Here is a 26,396-nt window from a genome sequence, read left to right as displayed (position 1 = left end):
CCTAGTTGCCCTCTTCTGTGGTTGCCGGGGATTGTGAGGATGTGGAGGTCAGGTTGGCTTCCTGAGCGGCCTGGGCCAACTCGGCGGACGCTGTGCCCGGCCGGTTGTTGATCACCCAGTCTTCTGCGTTGCGCTGCGATGCCAGGCTAAGGGCCAGCGCACCTGCGGGAACGTCCTTGCGGATCACTGCGCCGGCGCCGCTGTAGGCGCCGTCGCCCACAGTGACAGGTGCCACGAAGACAGTGTTGGAACCGGTGCGCACGCCCGAGCCGATCACGGTGCGGTGCTTTTTCTCGCCGTCGTAATTCGCGGTGATGTTGCCGCAACCGATGTTGGTGTCTTCACCGATCTCGGCGTCGCCTGCGTAACCAAGGTGGGACAACTTGGAACCGCGGCCGATTGTCACGTTCTTGGTCTCGTAGAAGGCACCGATCTTGCCCGTCTCGCCCAAAACCGTGCCTGGACGGAGGTACGTGAACGGGCCCACGGTTGCCTTGGTCCCGATGGTGGAACCCGAACCGTGGGTGCGGGTCACCTTGGCGCCCTCACCGACCTTGACGTCGGTCAAGGTGGTGTCCGGACCCACGACGGCGTCGCGGCCCACCGTCGTTGAACCGTGGAGCTGGGTGTTGGGCAGGAGGCGGACGTCCTCATCCAGGGACACGGTCGAATCGATCCAGGTGGTGGCGGGATCAACCACGGTCACGCCGGCACGCATCCAGGACTCGATGATCCGGCGGTTGTGCTCGGCGCCCAGTGCGGACAGCTGGATACGGTCGTTGGCGCCTTCAACCTGCCAGCGGTCTTCAGTGACGACGGCGGCAACGCGCCCCCCGGCGTCGCGCGCCAGGCCAAGGACATCCGTCAGGTACATCTCGCCCTGGGCGTTGTCCGTGGTGACGCTTCCAAGTGCGGCGCGGAGGACCGCGGCATCGAACGCGTAGATACCGGAATTAACTTCACGGATGGCGCGCTCGGTTTCGCTGGCGTCCTTGTGCTCCCGGATGCCGGTCACCGTTCCATCGCCGGCACGGAGAATACGTCCATAGCCGGAGGCATCGTCAAGGACGGCAGTGAGAACAGTCACGGCGTTGCCTTCGGCTTCGTGGGTGGTGACCAGTTCGCCCAGGAGCTCGCCCGTCAACAGCGGAACGTCGCCATAAGTGACCACCACGGTGCCTGAAAGCTCCGCGGCAGCATCCAGTGCGGTCAGCGCTACCTGGACAGCCCGGCCAGTGCCGGGAACATCGTCCTGGTCCACAATGAGGGCTTCGGGATCCAGCGCGGTGACATGCTCTGCCACGCGGTCACGCTCGTGGCGGACAACCAGGGCCAAGGTGGCGGGGTTGATGGAGCGCGCTGCCAGCAGCGCGTGGCCCACCATGGAGCGGCCGCCAATTTCGTGGAGAATTTTCGGAGTCCGCGACTTCATGCGCGTGCCGGCGCCTGCTGCCAGGACTATGACCGCTGCGGGACCGGTGGTTTCGGGGCTCACGTACTGGCTCTCCTTGCTCGCTTTGTCCCGGGTAACCCGGCTTCGGCTGCTGCCAACCGTCTGTGTCCGCAGGCGCTGAGCGAGCCGCAACAGGTACAGAGAGAGGCGCATTTCCGACCGTTCCGCCCATAGGATTCGAACCTATACTCCACGGCTCCAAAGGCCGGGGTGCTGCCATTACACCAGAGCGGACCGTGCATGCTTCACACTGCCGGGCGGCATGCCCGGAGCGCCTCCCGGATCACCGGGATGCACACACAAGCATCTAGTTTGCCATGACCTTTGCGTGGTTCGCGACTCGACGGCCAGCCGGTCCCTTTCCGACGCACCATCGTGGCACTTCCTTCGCCACGGGCGGGCCCACCTGGGGCATGATGGTGGGGTGAGCAAGCACGCCGAAATCCCCCGCCCCGCAGCCGATTCCGAGCCCGCCGGCACGGTTTCCAACGGTCCGGCAGTACGCGTGCGGATGACGGGACAGCAACGTAAGTCACAACTGATCGGCATCGGCAGGGCCATCTTCGCAGCCCGTGGACTGGATGGCACCACCATTGAGGAAATCGCCGCGACGGCCGGGGTTTCCAAACCCGTGATCTACGAACACTTCGGTTCCAAAGAGGGCCTCTACCGCCAAGTGGTGGAAACCGAATTCAGGATCCTGCTGGATTCCATCACCCAGGCTCTGAGTGCCGATGCCAAGCCCCGTGTCCTGGTGGAGCGCGCTGCCCTGGCACTCCTGGGTTACATCGAAGACAGGACGGACGGCTTCCGCATCCTCATGCGGGACTCCCCGCCGTCCCAGCCGGAAGGTGCCTTTTCCACGCTGCTCTCCCACGTCACGGCGCGGGTTGAGCATCTGTTGTCCGATGAGTTTGCCCGCCGCGGACTCAGTGCCGCTGACGGCGCCATGTATGCGCAGATGCTGGTGGGCATGGTGGCCATGACGGGCCAGTGGTGGTTGGACAGCCGCCAGCCGGACAAACGCGTGGTGGCGGCACACTTGGTGAATCTGGCGTGGAACGGTTTGACGGGCCTGAAGAAGGAACCCGAGCTGCGCACCGACAGCTAACCCGTCGCTCTCTCACATCCCGCCCCTTTTTACCGCACGCTCTCTCACATCCCGCCCCTTTTTACCGGACGCTCTCTCACATCCCGCCCCACGCTCTGCCGCGAACGGAGGGAAGTCCGTCAGGATCGAGTGCGCCATGCTATCTCTGCTGGGAGCTGCCAAGCCCGCGGTTCTTCCCGACTGGTTTCACAAACTCGCTGACAACGCCCAAAACCCGACGGGACGTGAGAGAGCAACCCCCAAAACCCAACGGGACATGAGAGAGCAACCCCCAAAACCCGACGGGATGTGAGAGAGCAACACCCCTGACCGCCACCGGCTGGGCGGCTACTCCCCGATCGTCTCGGCGGCTTCCAACCACTCCAGTTCCAGGCCCTCTTTCTCCTCCAGCAATTCCTGAAGCTTCGCATTGAGCTGGCCCAGGCCGTCGAAGTCTCCGGATTCGGACTTGGCAGCCATCTGGGTGTGGAGCTTTTCTTCCTGCTGGGAGAGTTTGCCCAGCTGCCTGTCGATCCTGTTCAGGTCCTTGCGGGCTTCGCGCTTTTCGGCTTCCGAAGCACCGGAAGAGGAAGTGGAAGCAGAACCGGTGGCGGCCGTTGGCGCACCCGACCCAGCCAGGGCACCGGAAGCCAAGGCCGCCTCACGCAGCTCCAGGTACTGGTCCACACCGCCGGGAAGCCCACGGAGTTTCCCGTCGCCCAGGAGTGCCATCTGGTTGTCGGTGACACGCTCCAGCAGGTAACGGTCGTGGCTGACCACCACCAGCGTTCCCGGCCAACCATCCAGAACGTCCTCGACGGCGGCAAGGGTGTCGGTATCAAGGTCGTTGGTGGGCTCGTCGAGCATCAGTACGTTGGGCTCCCCCACCAGCAGGCGCAGAAGTTGAAGTCGCCGGCGCTCACCGCCGGAAAGGTCCGAAACGGGGGTCCACTGCTTCTCTTTGGTAAACCCGAGTTGCTCCACCAGTTGGCCGGCGGTGAATTCCTTGCCGCCCACACTGAAGGACCGTTTCTCGCGCTCGATCACCTCAATGACGCGGAGATCGGACACATCGTCCAGTTCTTTGACGTCCTGGGTCAATACGGCGGTGACCACGGTCTTTCCGCGCTTGACCTTGCCTGAGCTTGGTTGGATTTCGCCGTTAAGCAATTTCAGCAGGGTGGATTTGCCGGCACCGTTGACGCCCACCAGCCCCAGCCGTTCGCCCGGGGCCAGCCGCAAGGTGATGTTGTCAAAGAGCTTCTGCCCCTCTTCTCCGTCCAGGAAGTCGAGGGAAATGTTCTCCAGGTCCAACACGTCCTTGCCCAGACGGGCGGTGGCCATCTTGTTCAGGGCCACCGAGTCGCGGGGATCAGGCACGTCGGCAATGAGGTCGTTGGCGGCTTCGATCCGGAACTTCGGCTTGGCGGTTCGGGCGGGGGCGCCGCGCCTCAGCCAGGCAAGTTCTTTCTTGACGAGCTGCTGGCGCTTGTTTTCGACGACGGCGGCCATGCGGTCGCGTTCGGCGCGCGCCAAAACGTAGGCGGCGTATCCGCCGTCGAACATGTCCACCATGGCGTCGTGGACTTCCCAGGTGTAGTTGCAGACTTCGTCCAGGAACCAGCGATCGTGGGTGACCACAAGGAACGCGCCCTGGTTGGCGCGCCAGCGGGTCTTCAGGTGCCGGGCCAGCCATGCCACACCTTCGACGTCGAGGTGGTTGGTGGGTTCGTCAAGCATGATGACGTCGTGGTCTTCGATCAGCAGCTTGGCCAACGCCACCCGGCGCTTTTGTCCGCCGGAGAGTGCGTGCACGTTGGCGTGCCAATCCACGTCACCCACCAGGCCGCCCATGACTTCACGGATTTTGGGGTTGGCCGCCCATTCGTGGTCAGCGCGGTCGCCGACGATCGCGGCGCCCACCGTCAAGTCACCGTCCAGAACGTCACCTTGGTCCAGGTAGCCCACGGTCACGTCGCTCCGTTTGGTGACGCGGCCCGAATCGGTGGTGGAGCGCGACGCCAGCAGGCGCATCAGCGTGGATTTGCCGTCGCCGTTGCGGCCCACCATTCCAATGCGATCGCCATCCTCCAAACCGAGGGTGACGCCGTCGAGGATAGTGCGGGTCGCGAACGAAACCGTAAGGTTTTCGCCGCCAAGCAGGTGGGCCAATGGGTGCTACTTTCTAATGCTGGAATGCGGGGTAAGGATGGGGAGGGGTACTACAGGAGGGTATCGGAGATGATCCGGGCGCCGGGCACGGGGCCGTGGACAGCCAAAGCGGTGTGACCCCGGTGGCTGAGCTCCTCGGCAAGGACGCTTGCTGCCACGGAATCCCGGGCAAGCAGGGCCACCGTGGGCCCGGATCCGGACACCATGCCGGCCAGGGCGCCACGGGCTTCACCCAGCCCGATGGTGTCGCGGAGCTGCGGCGCCAAGGTGATGGAGGCGCGCTGGAGGTCATTGATCAGTACACGGCTGAGGGTTTCGGGATCACCGTTGCGCAACGCCTGCAAGATGGCGGGGTCAACGTCCACCGGCTCGGCGATCTGTGCACCTTCGGAGTCGCGGAGACCGTCCAGGGTCCTGAAGACGTCCGGCGTCGAAAGCCCGTAATCGGCGAACACCAGGACCCAGTCCGTCTGCGCTTTGGCCAATGCCGGCGATAGTTTGTCTCCGACACCCAGTCCTACTGCCGTTCCGCCCAAGAGCGAAAACGGTACGTCGGCGCCCAGCTCGGCGGCCAGATGGGCCAATTCCTCGCGGGACAGCCCACTGTCCCAGAGGGCATCACAGGCAAGCAGGGTGGCTGCGGCATCAGCGGAGCCGCCGCCCATCCCGCCGGCAACGGGCACCCTCTTGGTGATCTCAAGGTGCACGCCCGTCGACTTCTCGGACACTTCCGCCATGATGGCGGCAGCTTTGTAGGCCAGGTTCCGTTCATCCAAAGGGATGTCGACGCCGTCGAGGTCCAGCGTGCTGTCAGGGCTGATGCTGACGGTGATTCCATCGTTTTCGGTGCTGGTGGCCGTCACTTCCTCATACAAGGACACCGCCAGGTAGACGCTGGCCACGGAATGGTAGCCATCGGACCGCAGGGGTCCCACGCTGAGGGAGACGTTCACTTTGCCGGGAGCCTTAACCCGTACTGAGCGGGGGTGGAAGCGGCCCCCAATGAAGGAGAGGCCGCCGGGCTTTCTGATACCCGGCGTCATGCGTCCACGGGATGACGGGCTTCGGCGATTTTGACGTAGGCGGAAATATCCAGCACTTCGCCGCGGGCAGTGGGGTCCACGCCTGCCGCTACCAGGCAGCGCTCGGCTTCGGCGGCGCTTCCGGCCCACCCTGCCAGTGCTGCGCGGAGGGTTTTCCGGCGCTGCGCAAAGGCTGCATCGATGACGGCAAACACCTGCTCGCGGGTGGCGTGCGTCCGGGGCGGATCGTGTCGGGTGAAAGCCACCAACCCTGAATGGATCTTGGGCGCAGGCCAGAAGACGTTCATGCCGATCACGCCTGCTTTGCGCATGTGGCCGTACCAGGCCGCCTTGACTGACGGGACACCGTAGATCTTGGATCCGGGCGTTGCGGCCAGCCGGTCAGCAACCTCATCCTGAACCATCACCAGGCCGTGCTGCAGGCTCGGGAAGTGCTGGAGCAAGTGGAGCACCACGGGAACGGCCACGTTGTAGGGCAGGTTGGCCACCAAGGAGGTCGGCTGAACCGGTAGCTCGGTGACCTTCATGGCATCGGAGAGGACCAGGTGGAAGTTCTCTTCAGCCTCCGGACGCCAGGCCCGCACGGTCTCAGGCAGCTTCGCAGCCAGGACGGGATCGATCTCCACCGCCACAACGGCTTTGGCCGCATCAAGCAGCCCCAGAGTCAGGGATCCCAGTCCGGGACCTACCTCCAGCACGGTCTCATCGGGCTCGATTGCGGCGGCGGAAACGATCCTGCGGATCGTGTTGCCGTCGATCACGAAGTTCTGCCCCAGGGTCTTGGTGGGGCGTACACCGATTTCCTCGGCAAGCCGCCGGATATCTGTGGCGCCCAGCAAAGGCGCGACGGCGGAGGGTTGGGATGTCGGTTCAGTCACCTTGGTATCGTATCGCCTGAGCGGACTTAGGCTGCGTGCGCGCAGCCCCAGTCGCTCAGTCCGTTCTTGGCGTAGAGCCGGTTGGCGATGTCGATCTGCTGTGCCTTGCTGGCGAGGCTGGCGTTGGGTGCGTAGGCGCCGCCGCCGTTGGCCAACCAGGTGGGGCCGGAGAACTGCAGGCCGCCGTAGTAGCCGTTGCCGCTGTTGATGGACCAGTTTCCGCCGGATTCACACTGGGCGATCCTGTCCCACATGGCCTCGTTGGGGGCACCGGTAGGACCGCTGGAGGTGGGGGTCGCAGCCGCAGCCTTGGCCGGAGTGGCTACGGGGCGGGCCTTGGTTCCCACGCTGACCTGCTCTGTGACGGGCTTGGTGGTGACATCGCTGGAAACCAGCGTGCGGGAAGCCTCGCGTCCATCAACCATGACCAACTTGAAGTTCTTGGTCAGTGATCCGGGAACACCCTTCTGGGTGACCTTCTCTTCGCCCTTGAACAGGTCCGCGGAATCGGTCTTCACGCTGTCGAAGGGAACTTCTTCAGTCGCCTGGTCGGTCTTGCTGGTGTCCACGCGGGAGACCTTGATGACCATGTCCTGGACGATCGGAGCGTTGTCCGGCTGGGACACTCGGTCGTTGGCGCCCACGGTGATCTTGGCGTCCTTCAGGACGGTGGCGACGTCGGCCGCCGTCGTGGTGGTGCTGGTGTCCTTGCCGTCAGCCACCAGGCTGATGGTCTTGGGAGTGGAGATCGAAACGAATGAGCCCGTGACCTGCAGGGAGGCTTCCTTGGGCTCGGATACCTGGGAGGAGCTGGCAACGCCGAGCTCGCTGACCAGGCCGGCAACGTCCGGGGCTGTGGTGTTGACGGTCTTGCGGGCTCCGTCAAGCTCAATCGACACCGCCTTGGCCAGGTTCACGTTGACCACGGATCCGTTGTCAACCTTGGAATCCAATGATGGGGACACGCGGTCTGCGTCCTTCAACTCGACCTTGGCTGCCTTGACCACTTGGTCAACGGTGCCTCCGAAGGTCTGGATGGAGCTCACTTTGCCGTCAACGTTGAGGGTGACCGTTTTGTTGTTGCCAACAAAAGCCACCACACCCACAACCAGCGCTGCGACTACCAGCAGCTGGGCACCTACTTTGAGGAAGCTGAACTTGCCATCCGTTGTGAAGAACTTGATCACGATTGCCCATAACTCTCAGACTGTCCGGGCACGGGGAAAAGCACAGAAAGATCGCCAGCGGCAATGAAGAGAGGCCAGACCCAAGCCTGGTCCCATCCTTTGCCGCCGGCATCCATGCCGCCAAAAACATTCACCTTGAGAGCTGGAAATTATCCAGCCAAGCTGTCCGAAGGCCTTCCCCGACCCCGGCTATTTGTTTAACACAGTAACCGATCTGTTATAAACCAGCCAAGGGCTGTGCATACCCGGTATTCACCAAAGCAAGTGTTGGTGGGTGTCGCGGAGGCCGCTAATCCCAGGATCCGTAGGCCGCGAGCGTGTTTTCGGCCAAGCGCGAACACAACTCGGACAAGTCATCCCCCGTGACCTCCGCCATGGACCGGACGGTATACGGCACCATATAGCTGGCGTTTGGCTTGCCTCGGTGCGGATGCGGGGTCAGGAACGGCGAATCCGTTTCCACCAGGATCCTGGAGGGCTCGGCAATGGCAAGGGCTTCGCGGAGATTGCCGGCGTTCTTGAACGTCATGGTTCCTGCAAACGACATGTACCAGCCGTTGGTATTGCAAATCCTGGCCAGGTCCTCGTCGCCGGAGAAACAATGGAACACCACGCGCTCGGGTGCCCCCTCCTCCTGCAGCACCTGAACCACATCATGGTGCGCATCGCGGTCGTGGATCTGCAGCGTCAGCCCCAGCCTTTTCGCGATATCGATGTGCCGCCTGAACGAGTAGCGCTGGTGGGCCAGGCCTTCGCCATGGGTGCGGAAAAAATCCAGGCCGGTTTCCCCGATGGCCCGGATCCGGGGGTGTCCTGCAAGTTCCTCAATCTCCGCGAGCGCGGACTCAAGTTCTCCCCGATCCGCATACACCGGTGCATCATTGGGATGGATGGCCACCGCTCCCAGCAGGCGGGAATCCGCTTCAACCGCCTGCACGGTAAACCGTGATGATTCGAGGTCGCAACCCACTTGGACCGCACCTTGCACGCCCACTGCCTGGGCGGAGTCCATGGCATCCCGAACAGATACCTCAATGAGGCCGTGACGGAAATCCAGGTGGGTGTGGTTGTCCATGACCGGCACGGGCAATGGTTCGGGTGCCGGCGGGTACTCTTTCCGGGAATCGACGGCCTGGGAGCCGTCCGCTGGCGCACGGTAGGGAGCTGGCGTGAGGGAATTGCACATGGTTCCACCTTAATCGGACCGCGGTCCAGCAACGGCGGGATAAATGCCCGTTGCCACATAAATTCCCCCCGGCACTATGTCAGCGATGACCAAAGACTGGGTAGTCTGGAACGGACAAGCCGCCGTCAGCAGCGGGTTAACTGCTGTGTGGCCACGTCTGAAGGGCAATCCATGGAGTCCAATCGCCAAGTCACTGTAGAAAGCTCAACCTTGCAAGGTGGGGCCTACAGTCCATTGCCACGGGAGAGCGCTGCCCATAACGGGCACCGGCCCCAACCCATGGATGCCGAAAAGTTCCACGACTCCAGCGAGCGCATCCTGGCGTCGATCAACAAAGTCATCGACGGCAAGGCGGATGCTGCAAAGCTGGCGCTGACCGTTCTGCTGGCACAGGGGCACCTGCTCCTTGAAGACGTGCCCGGGGTTGGCAAGACACTGCTGGCAAAGACCCTGGCCCGCACGGTGGATTGCACGGTTTCCCGCATCCAGTTCACGCCGGACCTGCTGCCGTCCGATGTGACAGGCGTGTCGATCTACAACCAGACATCGCGACAGTTCGAGTTCAGGCCCGGTGCAGTGTTTGCCAACATCGTGATCGGTGACGAGATCAACCGTGCGTCGGCCAAGACCCAGTCTGCGTTGCTGGAGTGCATGGAGGAGCACCAGGTCACTGTTGATGGCCGTTCCTACCAGCTGGGCTCCCCTTTCATGGTGGTTGCCACCCAGAACCCCATTGAGATGGAGGGCACCTACCCGCTGCCTGAGGCGCAGCGGGACCGCTTCATGGCAAGGATCTCCATGGGCTATCCGGACAAGGATGCCGAGATTGAGATGCTGGAAACGCATCAGGCGTCCTCTCCCCTGGTGAACGTGACACCCGTGGTGACGGCACACGATGTTGCCGGCATGATTGCTGCGGTCCAGCAGGTATATGTGTCGGCAGCCATCAAGGAGTACACGGTGGCCATCGGGCGGGCCACCCGTGAGAGTTCCCGCCTGCGCCTGGGCGCCAGCCCCCGTTCCTTGTTGCAGCTGTTGCGCGCGGCCAAAGCCACCGCGGCCCTGGACGGACGGGACTTTGTCCTTCCGGATGATGTGGTGGACGTGGCTGAGGCCGTGTTGGCCCACAGGATCATCCTGGACCGCAAGGCCGCGAGCTCCGGGGACACACCGCAGAGCATCCTCCGTGGCATCCTCGCCGCGCTGCCCATCGCCCAAGAGACACCCGGTACGTGGCGCGGAGACCGTCACTCCGCGTAGGAAGCGGGACAGCAATGGCACTGGTTGATCGCCTTCCCAAACATTTGTTTACCAACCGCGGCTGGGGACTGTTGTCCGCGGGAGCGCTGTCCCTGGGTTGCGCCTACGTCATGGGCCGGCGCGATCTGTTGTCTTTGGCCATTCTGTTGTTGGTTCTGCCCCTGGTTGCGTTGGCCGGGGTCCGGGTGTTGAAACCCCGGTTCCAGGTGTATCGCGAATTCAACCCGTCCACCGTGGAGACCGCCAGCACCAGCACTGTCCGGCTGGCAGTGTCCAGGACCTCCTTCTCCACCGGGCACGTGGTCATGGAAGAGCAATTGCCTCCCCGTTTTGGCGATTCTCCGGCTTTCCGCTTTCCGGCCCGTTCGGCCACCGGGGGCACCAGCCGCTACGAATACCACCTGCGTTCGGGGAAGCGGGGGCAGTTCAGGATCGGACCAGTCACCGCTGAGTTCAGCGATCCCTTTGGGTTATCGCTCCGCCGCCATGCCATTGACGACGGCGACATCCTCACCGTGACGCCGGCCGCCGTCGAACTTCCTTCCACCGGCCTGGCCGGAGCCAGGGGCAACGATGGCGTGACGGCCACCCGCATACGGGCCAATCCCAGTGATGACGACGTCATGACCAGGGAGTACAGGCATGGCGATCCCATGCGGCGCGTCCACTGGGCCGCCACTGCCCGCCACGGCCAGCTCATGGTGCGGCAGGAGGAATCGGTGACCACTCCGGAGGCCACCATGATCCTGGACCAGCGGTTTACGTCCTTTGGTACTGGGGCCGGTGGAACAGGGGTGCGTGATGACGATTCCGATCTGGTGACCAGCGTGTCCTTCGAGTGGATGGTGACGGCAGCGATGTCCATCGCGGCGCACTTGTCTGAGCTGAACTACTCGCTGCGGATTTTGGATGCTTCGGGTGGTCCTGCCTTCTGCCGGTCGCGCTCCGCGCCGGATCCGGAGCTGGAAGAGTTCTCTGGTGCGGGGGGCCTGAATGCCATCGCGGAGAGCCTGGCGGCCATAGAACTGACCGGCCCCCGGCATCTCCGTGCGGAACATCACCGGGCAGGATACGACGGCGGCAGCAAGGTGGACGTTCGGGGCACCGAACAGCGGCAACCGGTGCCGGGTTCCGAGGCTTCGGACACGGCTTTCGACGATCGGCTGATGGATAAGTTGTCAGCGCACCGGCTCAGGGGTCCGCTGCTGGCATTGCTGGGGCAACCGACGGTTGCCGAGGCCCGGGCGCTGGGCCCGGCGGCCGCTTACGGCGCCAACGCCTTTGCCCTGGTGATGTGCGATTCGTCACGCAGCGAAGAGGCCTTGGAAATCTTGCGCCTTGGTGGTTGGCGGGTTGCCGCGGTCACGCCCAAAACCACGTTGGCGGCCGCCTGGGCATCCTTTGATGAGGGCGGAGACGCGCCGGTCGCCAATGCCGCCCTCGACGTCCGTCGCGGAGCGGGAGTCCCCCGATGACCGCCACCTCGCACCGGCCGAGCGCCGGACCGGAAGCCCGCACCGCTGGGCAGGATCCCGGTAACGGATCGCCGCGGAAAGGTGTGGCGTACACCGGCCAACAGCCCGCAGGGCCAGGACTCTATCCATGGCTCATGGCCGGCTCCATCGCAGTGGCTGTCCTGGGAGCGGCACTGTCCCTCAACGGGGTGCTGCGGGGGTGGGGTTGGTCCTTGCCGCTCATCACCACGGTTATGGTGGTCTCCTTGGCGTTGGCGGGGCTGAGGGCGCTGCGCGTGAAGGCCATTCTGGCCACCTTTGGAGCTCTGGTGTCACTGGCGGGTGTCCTGACGTTCACCTTCTGCCGCCAGGACAGTATCGCCGGGTTCATCCCCACCACCGGAACGCTGGAGGCCATGGGCCGCCTGATCAAACGAGCGGCTGAGACGGTGGTGTCCGAGAGCGCCCCGGTTGCGCCCAACGCAGGCATCGTTTTTGTCATGTGCGCCAGCCTTGGGCTTCTGGTCATCCTGATCGACGCCTTGGCTGTTCCCCTGTCCATGCCGGCAGCCAGCGGCATAGGGCTGATCGCCATCATGGTGGTACCGGCCACCATCAAGCCGCAAAGTGTGGGCATCGCCGGCTTCGTGGGTGCGGCGCTGGGATATCTCCTCATCCTGGGGTGCAGCCACTGGTTTGCCCCCGATGCCCGCCTGCAATCGGCCTCGGGCCGCGGTACGGGGCAGTTCCGGCGCTCCGTTGTCACCGGCGGCCTGGCACTTGCCCTGACCATGGTGATTCCACTGGTTGTTCCGGGTTTTGACACCGGCACTTTCCCCCAGGGTTCCCGGCTGAGTCCGTGGGGCACATCCAATGGGCTCAACCCCATGATCACTTTGGGCAACAGCCTCCGCAATCCGGTGGGTTCGGGCCGCATCACCTACGCCACAAGTTCCAGCTCACCGCTGTACCTGAGGTCCGTCACCATCGACAATTTCGACGGCGAAACCTGGGCTCCGGACGACCGTCCGGGCCAGCGCCGGGCCGGCGCAGACAGGATCGAGACAGGCTATTCGGTCCAGGGCGAGGTGGTCAACGCTGTCACCTCGGTCAACGCTGGCCTGTTCACCAGCCCCTACCTGCCGGCTCCCTTTGCCCCTGCCTCGGTGAACGGTTTGAACGGGAACTGGACGTGGGACCCTTCCACGCTGAGCATCATGAGCACCGAAACCACAACACGCGCCCAGCGGTATGTGGTCTTCTCCGCCTCGCCCAAGGTCACCGGACCGGCGCTTTCCCAGGCACCCACCACCCCCAAGGGCATCTCAGCTGACTTCCTCAGGATTCCCAACGGCCTGCCGGATATCGTGCGGCAGACGGCTGACTCGCTGACTGCTTCCGCTGGCAATAACTACGCCAAAGCCCTGGCCCTCCAGAATTACCTCCGCTCCGGCGAATTCACTTATTCCCTGCAAGCGCCCGTCCAGAACGGCTACGACGGCAATGGCCTGTCAGTGTTGGCTGATTTCCTGACCGTCAAAAGCGGTTACTGCGTCCACTTCGCGTCAGCCATGGCAGTGATGGCCCGGGCCGAAGGTATTCCCAGCAGGATCGCAGTGGGGTACGCTCCCGGCCGCTTGACCGGTGAATCTGTTGCTTTGGTGGGCCAAGGCTCCTTCCCGGAATATGAGGTCGACGCACGGGACGCCCACGCCTGGCCGGAGCTTTACTTCGAAGGCCTCGGCTGGGTTCCTTTCGAGCCGACGCCCTCGCGCGGCGTCGTCCCGGACTACGCCTCGGAAAATACCTCCACCGGAAACCTCAGCACCAACGCGGACGAGAAAGACGTCCCCGTAACGCCTCCTCCCCCGGTGACCACCCCGGCCCCGGTTCCGGCAGTTGTGACTCCGGCGCCGGGCCCGGCGTCGGAAAACCCGTACCCTGCGCTGGCTGGCGTGGCGGGAGCGATTGTTCTCCTGATCGTCTTCCTTTGGTCGCCCCGGCTCAGCAGGAGCATCCTGAGGCGCCGCCGGCTCAATCGCCGTCCGCGCGACAAAGCCCGGGAAGGCTACGATCCCTCTCCGCAGCTGGCATGGGATGAACTGCAGGACTTGGCAACGGATTACGGGATACCGTCCAGCACCAGCGAAACACCCCGTCATTTCTCAGCCAAGCTTCGGTCCAGCTCAGCCCTGGGCGAAGCGGGTGGAATGGACGACGCCGCGCACCAGGCAGTTGCCTCGCTCACCTCGGACTTCGAGCGGCAACGTTATGGCCGGAATGTTGAGGCCCCGGACGCCGCTGCAGAACGCATCGCCGTGGTCCGCGGGTCGCTGCGAAGCAACTCCCGCTGGCTGGTGCGCTTCCGCGCAGACTGGCTGCCGCCGTCGATGATGCACCGCTGGACCCATGCCCTGGGTGCGCCTTTCAGGGCCGCGGGTAACCTGGCGGGGTGGGTTGCCAGGGCATTGGCGCGGTGGGTGCGGACGCTGCGGCGGATGCGGCTCCAGCGTCGCTAGTCGCGTCGAGGAACGGGTATCCACTGATCCGTCACCAGGGCGTGCCCCGGAGATCAATGTCCCCTGCGGGCCACTCGCTGGCGTCACGGCCGGCGGAACAGATCAGGATGGGGCCGCTGTGGGAGACGATGACGGACCGCTGGTCACGACGGGACAGCGACCGCTCAGTGGCACGGACCCGGACCCACCCTGCCGCCTCGTAGAAGGGCACAACCTCCTCGCGGCACCCCAGGAAGCCAAAGTCGGTCTGTGTCTCCTCGCGCATCACTTTTTGTGCGTGGAGCATCGCACGTCGTCCAAGGCCCGAGCCGCGTGAGGCTGCACTGACCAGCACGCCTCCCGTACCGGCCACCGTCACCTCGTCCGCCCCCACCGCGATCGTGCGGTATTGAAAGCCCACATGGGCAACCGGAAATTGCCCCCGGAAAGTCACCACATGAACGTCGGCCGGTGAATAGCCGTAGGGCTGATCGGGGTTCCACGGACCGAACTCCCTCAGGTACTCGGCGTCGAAAAGTTCCTGCAGCGCCTCCAGCTCTCCCGCGGTGAGGTCTTCGTGCCGTGCCACTTGGATGCGTTCACTCATGTCTGCAGCCTATGCTCAGAGAACGCGGGCAGTTGCGCGCGTTGGGTGCGTAAGGCCTGGGCATTCAGATCGGTGCACCATGCCGGATACACGCGGAATCCGCGCCTGCCCGGGTGCAACCCGGAGCTTACATAGCCCAGCGCCACGAGGTCCGCAGCGGTGAATCGGAATACTCCAAACCGCTGCTGGTCCTCCACGAACACCAGCAGCCCGGCCTCGGCTTCCCCGGCGGTGAAGGGCCTGGTGGAGCCATCCTCGTCCCGTTTCCATAAGGCTACAAAGGCTCCAGGTTTCTTTGGCGTGATGCGCGCGGTACGGATCCGCCAGTGTTCCTCGCCCAGGCGCGCAATTCCGGATTCGTAGTCGCTGTTCTGCTCTTCGACGCGCAGGCCGGCCAGCACACAGTCAGAGCCGTTGGAAAACCCGATGAATCGCTGAAATGACTGAAAATTCACTCTGACACCTTATTCATGGGCTGCCCGGACACGAAACAGGGCCCGCCTCCGAAACGCGCGGTTCCGGAGGCGGGCCCTGGTGGTCAGCCGGTCTTGTTGCGAGAGCGGCGGACAGGCAGGAGGTTAGTCGGCGTACGGGTCAGCGATACCTACGTACTGGGTGTACAGGTACTCTTCGATGCCTTCGGAACCGCCTTCACGGCCCAGTCCGGACTGCTTGACGCCGCCGAACGGAGCTGCTGCATTGGAGATAACGCCAGCGTTGAGGCCCAGCATGCCGGTCTCGATGCGTTCGCTGATCCGCAGGCCGCGGTTCAGGTCCTTGGTGAAGACGTAAGCCACCAAACCGTACTCGGTGTTGTTGGCCAGGCGGACGGCATCATCTTCGGTGGCGAAGGTGATGATCGGGGCCACCGGGCCGAAGATTTCTTCCTGAAGGATGCGGGAGTCTTCCGCAACGTTCTTCAGGACGGTGGGCTGGTAGAAGTAACCGGGACCGTCGACGGCCGCACCACCGGTGACCGCCGTGGCGCCACCTTCCAGAGCTTCGGTGACAAGGGCGTGAACGCCATCGCGGGCCTTGCCATCAATCAAGGGGCCAACCTTGGACTCGGGCTCGGTACCGCGTGCCGTGGTGAGGGAGCCGATCTTGGCGGCGAATTTCTCAGCGAAGGAGTCGGCGATGGACTCGTGCACAATGAAGCGGTTCGCTGCGGTGCAGGCCTCGCCCATGTTGCGCATCTTGGCAGCGATGGCACCTTCAACAGCCTTGTCCAGATCGGCGTCCTCGAAGACGACGAACGGTGCGTTGCCGCCCAGTTCCATGGACGTGCGCAGCACTTTGTCCGCGGCTTCGCGGATCAGGGCCTGGCCCACCGGGGTGGAACCGGTGAAGGAGATCTTGCGGAGACGGTCATCCTTGATCAGCGGGCCGGTGACAGCCCCTGCTGTGGACGTCTGGATGACGTTGAGGACACCTGCCGGGAGGCCGGCTTCCTGCATGACCTGCGCAAACAGCAGGCTGGTGAGCGGCGTGAGGTTTGCCGGCTTGAGGACCATGGTGCAACCGGCGGCGACGGCGGGGGCTACTTTACGGGTGGCCATGGCCAGCGGGAAGTTCCACGGGGTGATCAGCAGGCAGGGGCCAACGGGCTTCTTCTGCACCAGGAGGCGGTTCTTGCCATCAGGTGCAGTCGAGTAGCGGCCGGATACGCGCACGGCTTCTTCAGAGAACCAGCGCAGGAACTCTGCACCGTAGGTAACTTCGCCGCGGGCTTCGGCCAGGGGCTTGCCCATTTCCAGGGTCATGAGCAGGGCAAAGTCCTCGGCTCGCTCAGTGACAAGCTCGAAAGCGCGACGCAGGATTTCGCCACGTTCGCGGGGCGCGGTGCGTGCCCAATCGGCTTGGGCGGCAGCAGCGGCATCCAGTGCGGCCGCGCCATCTTCAGCACCGGCGTCGGAGATGCTGAGCAGGATCTTGCCGGTTGCGGGGTCCTCAACATCAAAGGTCTTACCTGATCCCGCGGGACGCCACTGGCCATTGATCAGCAGGCCGGTGGGGACGGAAGCCAGAAGTTCGCTTTCGCGTTCAACTGTGACAGTCATGGCGACTCCTTCGTCTTTGGTGCTTTGGAGCGTTGCACCACTGGGGTTACTTGCCGGAAGTGGCTTGAATTAATGCCACGGTACTGCCCGCCCGGAAGCAGTGTCTACGCCTCTGCGCACTGCCGAATGGGCGGGATATTGTGCAGCTGCACAGCCCGCGTCGAGCGTCTTCCTGCAGAAGAGCCGAGCGTCTTCCTGCAGAAGAGCCGAGCGTCTTCCTGCAGAAGAGCCGTGCGTCTTCCTGCAGAGGACCGACAGGATCAGCGTGCCGCCAGCACTGCCGAGTACAGCTCCCGCTTGCTGACGCGGACTTCCTCCGCCACGGCGGCTACAGCTTCTTTCAGGCGGATCCCTTGGGAAACAAGTTCGTTGACCGCAGCCACATGGTCCTCGGGCTTTCCGGGCTCCTGCTCAGGCGCACCGCCCACCACAACTGCAATCTCTCCCCTGACCTCGTTGTTCTCAGCCCACTCGAGGAGTTCCCGGAGGGTTCCCCGGATGACTTCCTCGTAGGTCTTGGTCAGTTCGCGGCAAACTGCCACGCGGCGCTCCGGGCCGAAACGTTCGTGAAGCGCACGGAGCATCACCTCAAGCCTGTGCGGCGCCTCGAAGAACACCATGGTCCGGCGTTCATCCACCAGATCCGCCAAACGTGAGTTCCGCTCGCCGGACTTCCGTGGCAGGAAACCCTCAAAGCAGAACCGGTCCGTGGGCAGGCCGGACAATGCCAGCGCAGTGAGGACCGCCGACGGCCCGGGAACTGCCGTGACAGTCAATCCGGCGGACACGGCCCCTTCCACCAAACGGAAGCCCGGGTCCGAGACGGAGGGCATCCCGGCGTCGCTGACCATCAGGATGGTTTTGCCGTTGCGGACGTGGTCAAGGAGCTCACCGGTCTTGGCTACCTCGTTGTGCTCGTGATAGCTGATGACCCGTCCGCTCACCTCCACGCCCAGTGCGGTGACCAAACGGTGCAAGCGGCGCGTGTCCTCGGCGGCAACAATGTCAGAGGTTGCCAACAGTTCCACCAGCCGGGATGACGCATCGCCCACGTTTCCTATGGGCGTGGCGGCCAGGACGATCCGGCCGACTCCGGGGACCACTACGGGGCCGGAATCGAACGGCTCCTGGTCCAGATCGTCGCTGACAGGAGCTTCATCCGGGGTGCTGCGTTGTTCGTCCACCTGCCAAGCCTAATGCCGTGGCCCCTGCAACGCCGCACCTCACCGCCGCTTCAAGGATGGAAAGGTAGCATGGGCGGGTGAACCAGTCGCCCGTTCCTGCCACAGCTTCCGGCATCCCCGAGGCGCCTTCCACGTCCGCTGAACCGCTATCCGCCGCGGAGGGCCAAGACTCCGCAGAGAACCAATCGGAAGTTTCCGCTGGTGGCCAGCCGCCACGTCGCGGTGACGCGGCTGCGAAGCCGCTCAACCTGCCGCCCAGCCGATCCCTGGAAAACCGCCAGTGGATTGCCCGCCCGGCAGACGCCTTTACCGTTTCCTCCTTAAGGAACCGGCTGATCGGCGGCGTGAACAGCTGGCGCGACTACCCGCCGTCGTTGCGGTTGTGGTTCTGGCTGATCCCTGTCATTACGGCTGTCCTGGGCGGCGTTCTGAGGTTCTTCCGCCTCGAGAATCCCCACAGCCTGGTTTTCGACGAGACGTACTACGTCAAGGATGCCTACTCCTACCTCCAGAGTGGGTACGAGCGCAGCTGGCCCGCCCAAGCCAACGATTCGTTCAATGCCGGCAACCCCAACGTGCTGCTGAACACTCCCGAGTACGTGGTGCACCCACCGGTCGGGAAGTGGATGATCGCGTTCGGGATGTGGCTGTTCGGTGGGGACAACCCCTTCGGATGGCGCTTCAGCGCCGCCCTGACCGGCACGCTGATGGTATTTCTGGTCTCACTCATTGCACTCAAACTTTTCCGCTCCCACACTCTCGGCGCGGTGGCAGGGCTGCTGCTGGCTGTTGATGGGCACCACCTGGTGTTGTCGCGGACGTCCCTGTTGGACATTTTCCTGGCCTTCTGGCTTTTGGCCGCCTTCGGCGCCCTGCTTTTGGATCGCGACGACGGCCGCCGTCGTCTCGCTTCCCGGCTTGCCGCGCAAGCGGCTGCTTCGCCGCAAGGCCGCCCCTCCCTCACGCAGCTCGCGTCCGGTCCATGGCTGGGCATGCGGTGGTGGCGCTTGGTTGCCGGTGTTTGCTTGGGTTTGGCTGTGGGCACCAAATGGTCGGCGCTGTTCTTTGTAGCAGCCTTCGGCGTGATGACCGTGCTGTGGGACATGAACGCCCGCAGGATCGCCGGGATCCGCAGCTGGTTCAGTGCCGGGGTCATCAAGGACGGCCTCCCCGCGTTCGTCACCCTCATTCCCATCGCCGCGGTCACTTACGTTGCAACGTGGACCGGCTGGTTCCTCTCCAAGGATGCCTATTACCGCCAGTGGGCAGCCACAAACCCTGCATCTGGCTGGGATTGGCTGCCCAACTCCATCCGTTCGCTGGCCCACTACCACCTGGAAGCGTACAAGTTCCATCAGGGCCTCAGCGCTGACCACCCCTACGAGTCGAGTCCGTGGACATGGCTCATCATGGGCCGCCCCACCTCCTTTTACTACCAGTCCCCCAAGACCGGTACGCCCGGTTGCGTGGCGGACGCCTGCTCCTCCGCCATCCTGCCGGTGGGGAACCCCGTGGTGTGGTGGGGAGGAACCATCGCTTTGGTCATACTGCTTTTCTGGTGGGCCGGACGCCGGGACTGGCGCGCCGGAGCAATCCTTGCCGGGGTGGCAGCCGGCTACCTTCCATGGTTCATGTACCCCGAACGCACCATGTTCATCTTCTACGCAGTGTCCTTCGAGCCCTTCCTGGTGCTGGGACTGACGTACGTTCTGGGATTGGTGCTGGGCAGGAGCAGCGATCCCCCGTGGCGCCGGCGTTCAGGGCTGTATGTGGTCGGTTTGGTGCTGGTGGTGGCAGTTGTGGCTACGGCGTTCTTCTACCCGGTACTGACCGCTGAAGTGATCAGCTACCAGGAGTGGCGGATGAGGATGTGGATGCCATCGTGGATCTAGGAGGCAAACAGTGAGGGAAGCAAGCACGGAACTTCTGGTGGAGGCCGATCCCTCAACCAACGTCACGGATCTTCTGCTGGAGCGATGCTCCACGGACCCTTTCGGCAACCTCTACGCCCACAAGACGTCCAATGGCTGGCTGAACGTCACGGCGTCACGGTTCCTGGCTGACGTTACGGCGCTGGCCAAGGGCTTGATTGCCGGGGGCCTCAATCCCGGCGACCCGGTGGCGGTGCTGTCCCATTCAAGCTTCGAGTGGACGCTGGTGGATTTTGCCATCTGGATGGCCGGTGGAGTGACGGTTCCCATCTACGAAACCTCCTCAGCCAGCCAGATCGAATGGATCCTGGCTGATTCCGGCGCCAGGCGCATCTTTGTTGAGGACACGGCCAAGGCCCGCCTGGTGCATGACCTTGTGGACAAGTCCACTGAGTTGGGCGAGGACCCCGTGATGATCATGCGGATGGAGCACGACGGCGACGCCCCCAACCTCACCAGCGTGGCCGCCGTCGGAATCGGTGTGATGGATGCCGAGGTGGAACGGCAGCGCTCCGCTGCCACGCTGGCCGACGTCGCCTCGATCGTGTACACATCCGGAACCACTGGTAAGCCCAAAGGGTGCGAAATCACCCACGGCAACTTTGTGCTGGTGGCCCGCAACGTGATTCCCTTCCTTCCTGAATTGTTGATGCAGCAGGGCGCACGGACTCTGATGTTCCTTCCGCTGGCGCATGTTCTGGCCAGGGCGGTGCAGGTTGTCTGCCTTACCGCCGGGATCACATTGGGCCATAGCGCAGGCGCCAGCGGCCTGATGGCGGACCTCGGCTCTTTCAAGCCAACGTTCCTGCTGGCTGTTCCCCGGATTTTCGAGAAGGTCTACGCCGGTGCCGGCCACAAGGCCGCCATGTCAGGGAAATCGGCACTTTTTTCCGCAGCTTCAGCCGCTGCCGTGGAATATTCGACGGCGGTGGACCTCGCCGCCCGTGGCCAGGGAACCGGGCCGGGCTGGCTGTTGGGCCTCAAACACAGCACATTCAACAGGCTCCTATACCCCAAGGTGCGGGAAGTCTTCGGCGGACACGTGGGCTACACGGTGTCCGGGGCCAGCCCACTGAGCCTGCGGGACAACCACTTCTTCCACGGCGCCGGCGTTCCCGTGTTGGAAGGTTACGGACTCACCGAAACCACAGCGCCGTGCACCGTCAACACCCCCAGCATGACCAGGATCGGGTCGGTGGGTATCCCCGTGCCCGGAACCACCATCAGGGTGGCCCATGACGGTGAAATCCTGGTCAAAGGCATCGGCGTCTTCAAGGGCTACCACGGTAACGATGCCGCGAACGAGGCCGCATTCGTAGATGGTTTTTTCCGCACCGGCGACCTTGGTGAGCTGGACGAAGACGGCTTCCTCACCATCACGGGCCGCAAGAAGGACCTGCTGGTGACCGCGGGCGGCAAGAACGTTGCGCCCGGGCCACTGGAGGAAAAGCTGCGCGAGCATCCCCTGGTGGGACAAGCCGTGGTGCTGGGCGACGGAAAACCGTTCGTCGCCGCGTTGGTGAACCTGGATCCGGAGGGCCTGGCTGACTGGTGCGAGGTCAACAAGGCGTCCCTGACCATCAAGGAAGCGGCCAACGACGACCGCATCCGGGCCGCGGTGCAGACGGCCGTGGACGAGGCCAACAAGCTGGTGTCCGGGGCTGAATCGATCCGGAAGTTCGCGTTCATCACGGCTGAACTCAGTGTTGAATCCGGACACCTCACACCGTCACTCAAGCTGAAGCGCAGTGCAGTGGCAGGGGACTTTTCCTCGGTAGTGGACAGCCTGTACGCCACATAAAATGGCACCCCTTCCCGACGGGGAAGAGGTGCCATGGGAAGGGTTGCTAGCGCTTGGATGTTCCTGCGAACGATTCGCTGTCCTCGCTCGAAGCATCGGCATCTTCCTCGGAGTCAACCACGTCTTCTTCCTGAACGCCCGCTGCTCCCCGGCGCCGCTTGGTGGGCCACGTGAAGATGAAGGTCAGCGTGGCCACCAGGAACACCAAGGCGCCAATGACGATCCCGGCATCAATCCAGAACTGCCCCGGGAAGAGGCGGATCAGGGTGTCTTCCAAGGAGAACGTCCACGTCCCGTTGGCAAAGAAGATCCTGTGGAACTCCGTGAAGAACTGTTCCCAGCTCAGGGCTGCGAGGACGGCCAGGCCAACGATGATCACCAAGGTGACAATGGAGCCTGCAAAAAGGCCGCGGCGGATCCCGCCGTTGCTGCGCTTCCGCAGGTAGATCATGGCGATGATGCTCAGGATGATCAGCAACAACCCTGCGGCGAAGGCGGCCAGGATGACCACTTTGACGTCCGCCATGTGCGCCACTTCGCTGTCCTTGAACAGTTTGGCGCCGTCCTGGTTGACCAGCCCGCCAAGATACCGGGGTCCGGCCCAGTTGCTGAGGTAGTCCACCGCATAGGAGCCATAAGTCATACGGTCGTCGGTGCTGAACCCGTATCCGTCACCGGGGAACCCGGGCCGGTTGTATTCCACCCACAGGAACAAGGGACTGGTGACCGCTCGGACGGCCAGAACCAGGAGAATGATCGGGTAGAAGACAGCCAGAAGTATCTGGAAGATCCGGGGACCCATCGGCTTCACTTTGGCTGCCTGCTCGCGTTCTGCGTTCCGGCGGGCCACTTCGTCTTCCGGTGGACGCACCTGGAGGGCCGAGGTGGGCAGAGGCTCTGAATAGTGCGAAGATTCTTTGACTGTGGAGGCCTCAGCCTGGGTGTCTGTTGGGAGCGACGGCTCAGCAGCGTTGTCCGCCGCTTCGGCGGCCTTGCGGTCGGCGCGGGTTCCCGGCTGGGACGCCGTGGGAACCGCCGTGGTGGGACCGGTTGAGGGTCGCTGGTAGGACGACGCCGGCCCTGCAGCAGCAGCGGTCCGGTCCTCGGAAGCGGGAGTCGCCGGCGAGGCTCCAGCGGAGGACTTCGGCTTCATCCAGTCGAAGGCCGGCTCATCGGCGTCCTTGGGGGCGTCTGTATCCGGTTCGTGTGGTTTTTGGCTCTTGTCGCTCACAGCGGGTTCACTTCCGTAGGCATCCACCGGCGGTTGGGGACTGCCGGCTCACTCGTCTGCAATCGAGCCTACCGCCCGCTCCTGGGCAAACACGCGGAGCCACCCCGGCCGCGACCAGATCGCAACGCAACTGTAAGGTCTAGGCTGCGATGCTCCTGTAGCCGGCATCGTGTGGATCAAGATCGCCGGTAACACCAGCACGGGCAGCACGTCCGCCCAGCACCAATGTATAGCTCCAGTAGGCGGCCAATACCAACGCGCCAATGGTGATTTTGGCCCACACCGGCAGGGGGCTCGGGGTCACGAATCCCTCAACTATGCCGGACACCAGAAGTACCAGGACCAGGCCCAAAGCCACGGTGATCAGGGAGCGGCCTTCATCTGCCACGGCCTGCATTCTTGTGCGCGGACCGGGCCGGACCATCGCCCAGAAGATCTTCAGTCCCGCAGCACAAGCAATGAAAACGGCGGTGAGTTCCATGAGGCCGTGCGGCAGGATGTAGCTGAAGAAGACGTCCATTTTCCCTGTGGCGAGGAAGAGGCCGGCGGCCACTCCCGTTGACTGCGCATTCATGAACAGGATGAACGGTACCCAGAATCCGGTCACACCGAAGGCCACGGCCTGCGCTGAAATCCAAGCGTTGTTTGTCCACACAGCACCCGCAAAAGACGCAGCAGGATTTTCCGAGTAGTAGTCAATGAAATCTTCGTCCACGTACTGCTGGACCTTGGCATCGGTGGCCACGGCCCTCAGCGCGTCAGCGGACGTGCCGATCCACAAAGCGTAGGCCCCGGCCACCACAACAAACGCAACACCGCACCAGATGGTCAGCCAACGGATGCGGTAGAAGGCAGCGGGCAAAGCGATCACAAAGAAGCGTGCCAGGTCCTCCATGAAGTTCGAACGTGCTCCGGTAAACCTTGTCCGCGCTTGCGCCAGTGATGCGGACAGGGACGCCGACAATGCCGATTCTGGCGCCACGGACCGGATCAGGGACAGGTGTGAGGACGCCGTTTGGTAGAGGCGCAGAAGTTCATCGGCTTCAGCTCCGGTGAGCCGCCGTTTATGGGCCAGGACATGCAGCCGCGACCATTTGTTCCCATGTACGGCCAGGAAGGCATCAATGTCCACGGCTCCACCCTAGCGTCTGTACCCGCTCCGGGGGCCTGAAGCGCAGCTAGAGTAGGGGTGCGGGACATTTGGGCCCACACCATGACAAAGCTTTGGGGGCGCACGTTGAGTTCAATCATCACAGGCGAGGCAGTGGTCCTTGAACTGCGCCCGGCCTCTTTTGCGTCACGCGCATTGGGTCTCATCATCGATGTGGTGGCCCACGTGGTGCTGGCCATCATCCTGATCATTGTGGTGTCCATGGCCTCGGAGGACCTGGATGATGCGGCCATCCGTGCCCTCATCCTGAGCAGCGTCATCTTCTCGGTGGTGGTTGTGCCCGTGGCCGTTGAGACCCTCACCCGCGGCCGTTCCCTGGGAAAACTGGCTACCGGCCTCCGTGTTGTGCGCGACGATGGTGGTTCCATCAGATTCCGCCACGCGGTCATCAGGGGACTTCTCGGCGTCCTTGAGATCTACCTGACGTTTGGCGGTTTGGCGATCTTCGTGGCGTTGTTCAATGAACGCTCGAAACGCTTGGGCGACATTGTTGCCGGCACGTATTCGCTGAGGCAGAGGGTGTCGTCCAAACCGAGGATCATGACCGCCGCGCCGCCTTATCTCCAACAGTGGGTGACGCTGGCCGACATCGGGAGGGTGCCGGATGCAACAGCCCGACGCGCAGGGACTTTTGTGCAACAGGCCTATTTGATGGCACCTGCATCACGGGCCGCGATGGCTGCATCCCTGGCAACGGAACTCGCCGCTTTTGTTGCCCCGCCGCCGCCGGCAGGGACCATTCCCGAGGACTACCTGGGTGCTGTCCTGGGTGAGCGCCGGAACCGGGAACTGGCCAGGCTGCAACAAGCCGAGCTCAGGAACGCGGCGTGGGGGCAGAGGCTCCGCAAACTGCCCTTCTCCGAAACCTAGCCAAACTGGCTGCAGACCCGGCGGAGAGCGGTCATCAGGGCACTGGAACTAGATTTGGGCGTAGCTGGCCCACGTAATGTTCCAGTCCCCAAAGCCTTCCAACGGCTCCACCGCAGGCGCACCGGTGTTCAGGATCTGGACAACATCACCGGTCTTCATGTTCTCGAAGAACCAGGCAGCGTCCTCCGGGAGAAGGCCCACGCAACCGTGGGATACGTTCACGCGTCCAATGGCGCCCCACGCAGATTCAAGCGCTTGGTGCACGTAGACTCCGGACCACGTCAGACGGTTGGCGTAGTCCACCACCATGGGCGCGTAGTAGCCCTTGTCCCCCGGCTTGAGGCCGATGCTGCCGGCGTTGAAATTGGACTTGCGTTCCTGCTCGAGGATCACCGCGTAGCCGGTGGGCGACAGCCAATCCTCGCCGCCCAGCGACACCGGAGCGGTGCGCAGAAGTTTCCCGTCGGAGTACACATTCATGGTCTTGGTGGTGTCATCCACCACGGCAATTCGCTGCGGCCCGGTGGTGAAGGTGGAGACAACGTCACCGTTGCCGATCATCTTGTTGCCGAAGTCCACGCCCAGAAGTTTCATGTCCACGGTGACAGTGGTTCCTGATGCCCAGAACGCCTCGGGACGGATCCGGACTTTCTTGTCCGAATACCAGTGCCACGCCACGGGCTGGCCGGACGAGACCGTGACAGCCACCCGCTTCTGCATGGCCGCCTTATCCACCACTGGCTCACTGAAGTTGATTTCAATGGGTTGGCCGGATCCGGCCACAGTGCCGTTCCTGGGATAGATGGAAGCGTCTGCCTCGAACGCCGCGGACACTGTGGTGAAGGTCTGGGACTTCTTGGTTTCCTTGCCGGCGGTGTCCACCACGGTGAAGGAGTACTTGTACTGGGTCTTGAACTTCAGGAATTCAGTGGTGGTCCAGGTGCTGCCGTCAGCGCTGGTCTTTCCCGGGACGGGCGCGCCTCCGCCCATGGGCTCCACCACGACATCCTTGATCTTCCCGTTCACTGCTTTGACCTGCGGACCCACTACGGGGTTCCACTCCGTGGTGCCGTCAAGGGGGGTAACACCGAGCTCCACCGGCTTTGCTTCCACGGTGGGAGTGGGTGACGGTTTTTGGGCGGCATCCGTTGAGGACCCACCCAGCAGGCCAGGGACCGTGGCGACGCCTACTCCACCCAAGGCAAGGGCGACACAAACCCCCACAATGGCAAGGATTTTGCCCTTTTTCCGTGTGGCAACTTCCGTCATGTTTCCCGTCTTCCTGTCCCCCGGCAAGCAATACTGAACACCCAATTCTAG

Annotated in this window: 20 protein-coding genes and 1 tRNA gene; 7 read left to right on the top strand and 14 right to left on the bottom strand. The window is 63.4% G+C overall.

Annotated elements, in window-relative coordinates; translation table 11 throughout:
* Window position 1: 1 nt before the first annotated feature.
* Window positions 2–1,495: a bifunctional UDP-N-acetylglucosamine diphosphorylase/glucosamine-1-phosphate N-acetyltransferase GlmU gene (gene glmU / locus JOE60_RS05830; RefSeq protein WP_167264692.1), complete on the bottom strand. Its 1,494-nt coding sequence runs from the start codon at window positions 1,493–1,495 to the stop codon at window positions 2–4.
* A 120-nt stretch (window positions 1,496–1,615) separates the two neighbouring features.
* A tRNA-Gln gene (locus JOE60_RS05825) sits at window positions 1,616–1,687 on the bottom strand.
* Window positions 1,688–1,964: 277 nt separating this feature from the next.
* On the opposite strand from JOE60_RS05825, the gene JOE60_RS05820 reads away from it, so the two are divergent.
* The gene (locus JOE60_RS05820) at window positions 1,965–2,564 is read left to right on the top strand and encodes a TetR/AcrR family transcriptional regulator (RefSeq protein ID WP_167264960.1); all 600 of its coding nucleotides are present in this window, start codon (window positions 1,965–1,967) and stop codon (window positions 2,562–2,564) included.
* Window positions 2,565–2,891: 327 nt separating this feature from the next.
* On the opposite strand, the gene JOE60_RS05815 is transcribed toward JOE60_RS05820, so the two are convergent.
* The 5 genes from JOE60_RS05815 to JOE60_RS05795 all read right to left on the bottom strand — a co-directional run bounded on the left by JOE60_RS05815 (window position 2,892) and on the right by JOE60_RS05795 (window position 9,009).
* Window positions 2,892–4,715: an ABC-F family ATP-binding cassette domain-containing protein gene (locus tag JOE60_RS05815; protein WP_167264691.1), complete on the bottom strand. Its 1,824-nt coding sequence runs from the start codon at window positions 4,713–4,715 to the stop codon at window positions 2,892–2,894.
* 50 nt (window positions 4,716–4,765) lie between these two features.
* A complete protein-coding gene (locus tag JOE60_RS05810; protein ID WP_167264690.1) occupies window positions 4,766–5,758 on the bottom strand; it encodes a 4-(cytidine 5'-diphospho)-2-C-methyl-D-erythritol kinase in 993 nt (330 codons plus the stop codon).
* A complete protein-coding gene (rsmA, locus tag JOE60_RS05805) occupies window positions 5,755–6,636 on the bottom strand; it encodes a 16S rRNA (adenine(1518)-N(6)/adenine(1519)-N(6))-dimethyltransferase RsmA (RefSeq protein ID WP_167264689.1) in 882 nt (293 codons plus the stop codon). The genes JOE60_RS05810 and rsmA overlap by 4 nt, the downstream gene beginning before the upstream one ends.
* 26 nt (window positions 6,637–6,662) lie before the next feature.
* On the bottom strand, window positions 6,663–7,823 hold the full coding sequence (locus JOE60_RS05800) for a transglycosylase family protein (protein ID WP_167264688.1): 1,161 nt from the start codon (window positions 7,821–7,823) through the stop codon (window positions 6,663–6,665).
* Window positions 7,824–8,112: 289 nt separating this feature from the next.
* Entirely contained in the window at window positions 8,113–9,009 is an 897-nt protein-coding gene (locus tag JOE60_RS05795; protein WP_167264687.1) for a TatD family hydrolase, read from the bottom strand.
* Window positions 9,010–9,180: 171 nt separating this feature from the next.
* Between JOE60_RS05795 and JOE60_RS05790 the strand changes: the two genes are divergently transcribed.
* The 3 genes from JOE60_RS05790 to JOE60_RS05780 are packed head-to-tail and all read left to right on the top strand — an operon-like array spanning window position 9,181 to window position 14,242.
* Entirely contained in the window at window positions 9,181–10,269 is a 1,089-nt protein-coding gene (locus tag JOE60_RS05790) for an AAA family ATPase (protein WP_167264686.1), read from the top strand.
* Between the two features lie 14 nt (window positions 10,270–10,283).
* Window positions 10,284–11,744 (top strand): DUF58 domain-containing protein, encoded by a 1,461-nt coding sequence (locus tag JOE60_RS05785; RefSeq protein ID WP_167264685.1) that lies wholly within the window; start codon window positions 10,284–10,286, stop codon window positions 11,742–11,744.
* Entirely contained in the window at window positions 11,741–14,242 is a 2,502-nt protein-coding gene (locus tag JOE60_RS05780; RefSeq protein ID WP_167264684.1) for a transglutaminase TgpA family protein, read from the top strand. Before JOE60_RS05785 ends, JOE60_RS05780 begins: the two co-directional genes overlap by 4 nt.
* Window positions 14,243–14,273: 31 nt before the next feature.
* On the opposite strand, the gene JOE60_RS05775 is transcribed toward JOE60_RS05780, so the two are convergent.
* The 4 genes from JOE60_RS05775 to rsmI all read right to left on the bottom strand — a co-directional run bounded on the left by JOE60_RS05775 (window position 14,274) and on the right by rsmI (window position 18,024).
* Complete coding sequence (locus JOE60_RS05775) at window positions 14,274–14,828, bottom strand: GNAT family N-acetyltransferase (RefSeq protein WP_167264683.1); 555 nt, start codon at window positions 14,826–14,828, stop codon at window positions 14,274–14,276.
* A complete protein-coding gene (locus JOE60_RS05770; RefSeq protein WP_167264682.1) occupies window positions 14,825–15,283 on the bottom strand; it encodes a MepB family protein in 459 nt (152 codons plus the stop codon). Before JOE60_RS05770 ends, JOE60_RS05775 begins: the two co-directional genes overlap by 4 nt.
* Before the next feature lie 123 nt (window positions 15,284–15,406).
* Window positions 15,407–16,888, bottom strand: coding sequence for an NAD-dependent succinate-semialdehyde dehydrogenase (locus tag JOE60_RS05765; protein ID WP_167264681.1), 1,482 nt, complete (start codon window positions 16,886–16,888; stop codon window positions 15,407–15,409).
* 260 nt (window positions 16,889–17,148) lie between these two features.
* Complete coding sequence (rsmI, locus tag JOE60_RS05760; RefSeq protein ID WP_167264959.1) at window positions 17,149–18,024, bottom strand: 16S rRNA (cytidine(1402)-2'-O)-methyltransferase; 876 nt, start codon at window positions 18,022–18,024, stop codon at window positions 17,149–17,151.
* A 125-nt stretch (window positions 18,025–18,149) separates the two neighbouring features.
* Here rsmI and JOE60_RS05755 point away from each other — a divergent pair, with 125 nt between their 5' ends.
* Together JOE60_RS05755 and JOE60_RS05750 are read left to right on the top strand one after the other, a co-directional pair.
* Window positions 18,150–19,964: a phospholipid carrier-dependent glycosyltransferase gene (locus JOE60_RS05755; protein WP_167264680.1), complete on the top strand. Its 1,815-nt coding sequence runs from the start codon at window positions 18,150–18,152 to the stop codon at window positions 19,962–19,964.
* Between the two features lie 10 nt (window positions 19,965–19,974).
* A complete protein-coding gene (locus JOE60_RS05750; RefSeq protein ID WP_167264679.1) occupies window positions 19,975–21,804 on the top strand; it encodes an AMP-dependent synthetase/ligase in 1,830 nt (609 codons plus the stop codon).
* 46 nt (window positions 21,805–21,850) lie between these two features.
* Here JOE60_RS05750 and JOE60_RS05745 read toward each other — a convergent pair whose 3' ends face one another.
* The gene (locus JOE60_RS05745) at window positions 21,851–23,035 is read right to left on the bottom strand and encodes a TIGR01906 family membrane protein (RefSeq protein ID WP_338112527.1); all 1,185 of its coding nucleotides are present in this window, start codon (window positions 23,033–23,035) and stop codon (window positions 21,851–21,853) included.
* Window positions 23,036–23,174: 139 nt separating this feature from the next.
* Window positions 23,175–24,167, bottom strand: coding sequence for a stage II sporulation protein M (locus JOE60_RS05740; protein WP_204814850.1), 993 nt, complete (start codon window positions 24,165–24,167; stop codon window positions 23,175–23,177).
* Between the two features lie 105 nt (window positions 24,168–24,272).
* Here JOE60_RS05740 and JOE60_RS05735 point away from each other — a divergent pair, with 105 nt between their 5' ends.
* Complete coding sequence (locus JOE60_RS05735) at window positions 24,273–25,076, top strand: RDD family protein (protein ID WP_167264678.1); 804 nt, start codon at window positions 24,273–24,275, stop codon at window positions 25,074–25,076.
* A gap of 48 nt (window positions 25,077–25,124) precedes the next feature.
* Here the strand turns inward: JOE60_RS05735 and JOE60_RS05730 are convergent, their stop codons facing one another.
* On the bottom strand, window positions 25,125–26,345 hold the full coding sequence (locus tag JOE60_RS05730) for a L,D-transpeptidase (RefSeq protein ID WP_167264677.1): 1,221 nt from the start codon (window positions 26,343–26,345) through the stop codon (window positions 25,125–25,127).
* Window positions 26,346–26,396 lie beyond the last annotated feature (51 nt).

The organism is Paenarthrobacter ilicis (genome assembly GCF_016907545.1).
GTDB classification, from domain to species: Bacteria; Actinomycetota; Actinomycetes; order Actinomycetales; family Micrococcaceae; genus Arthrobacter; species Arthrobacter ilicis.
The sequence above is the reverse complement of the archived record's forward strand: the minus strand, read 5'-3'. Positions and strand labels throughout refer to the sequence as shown.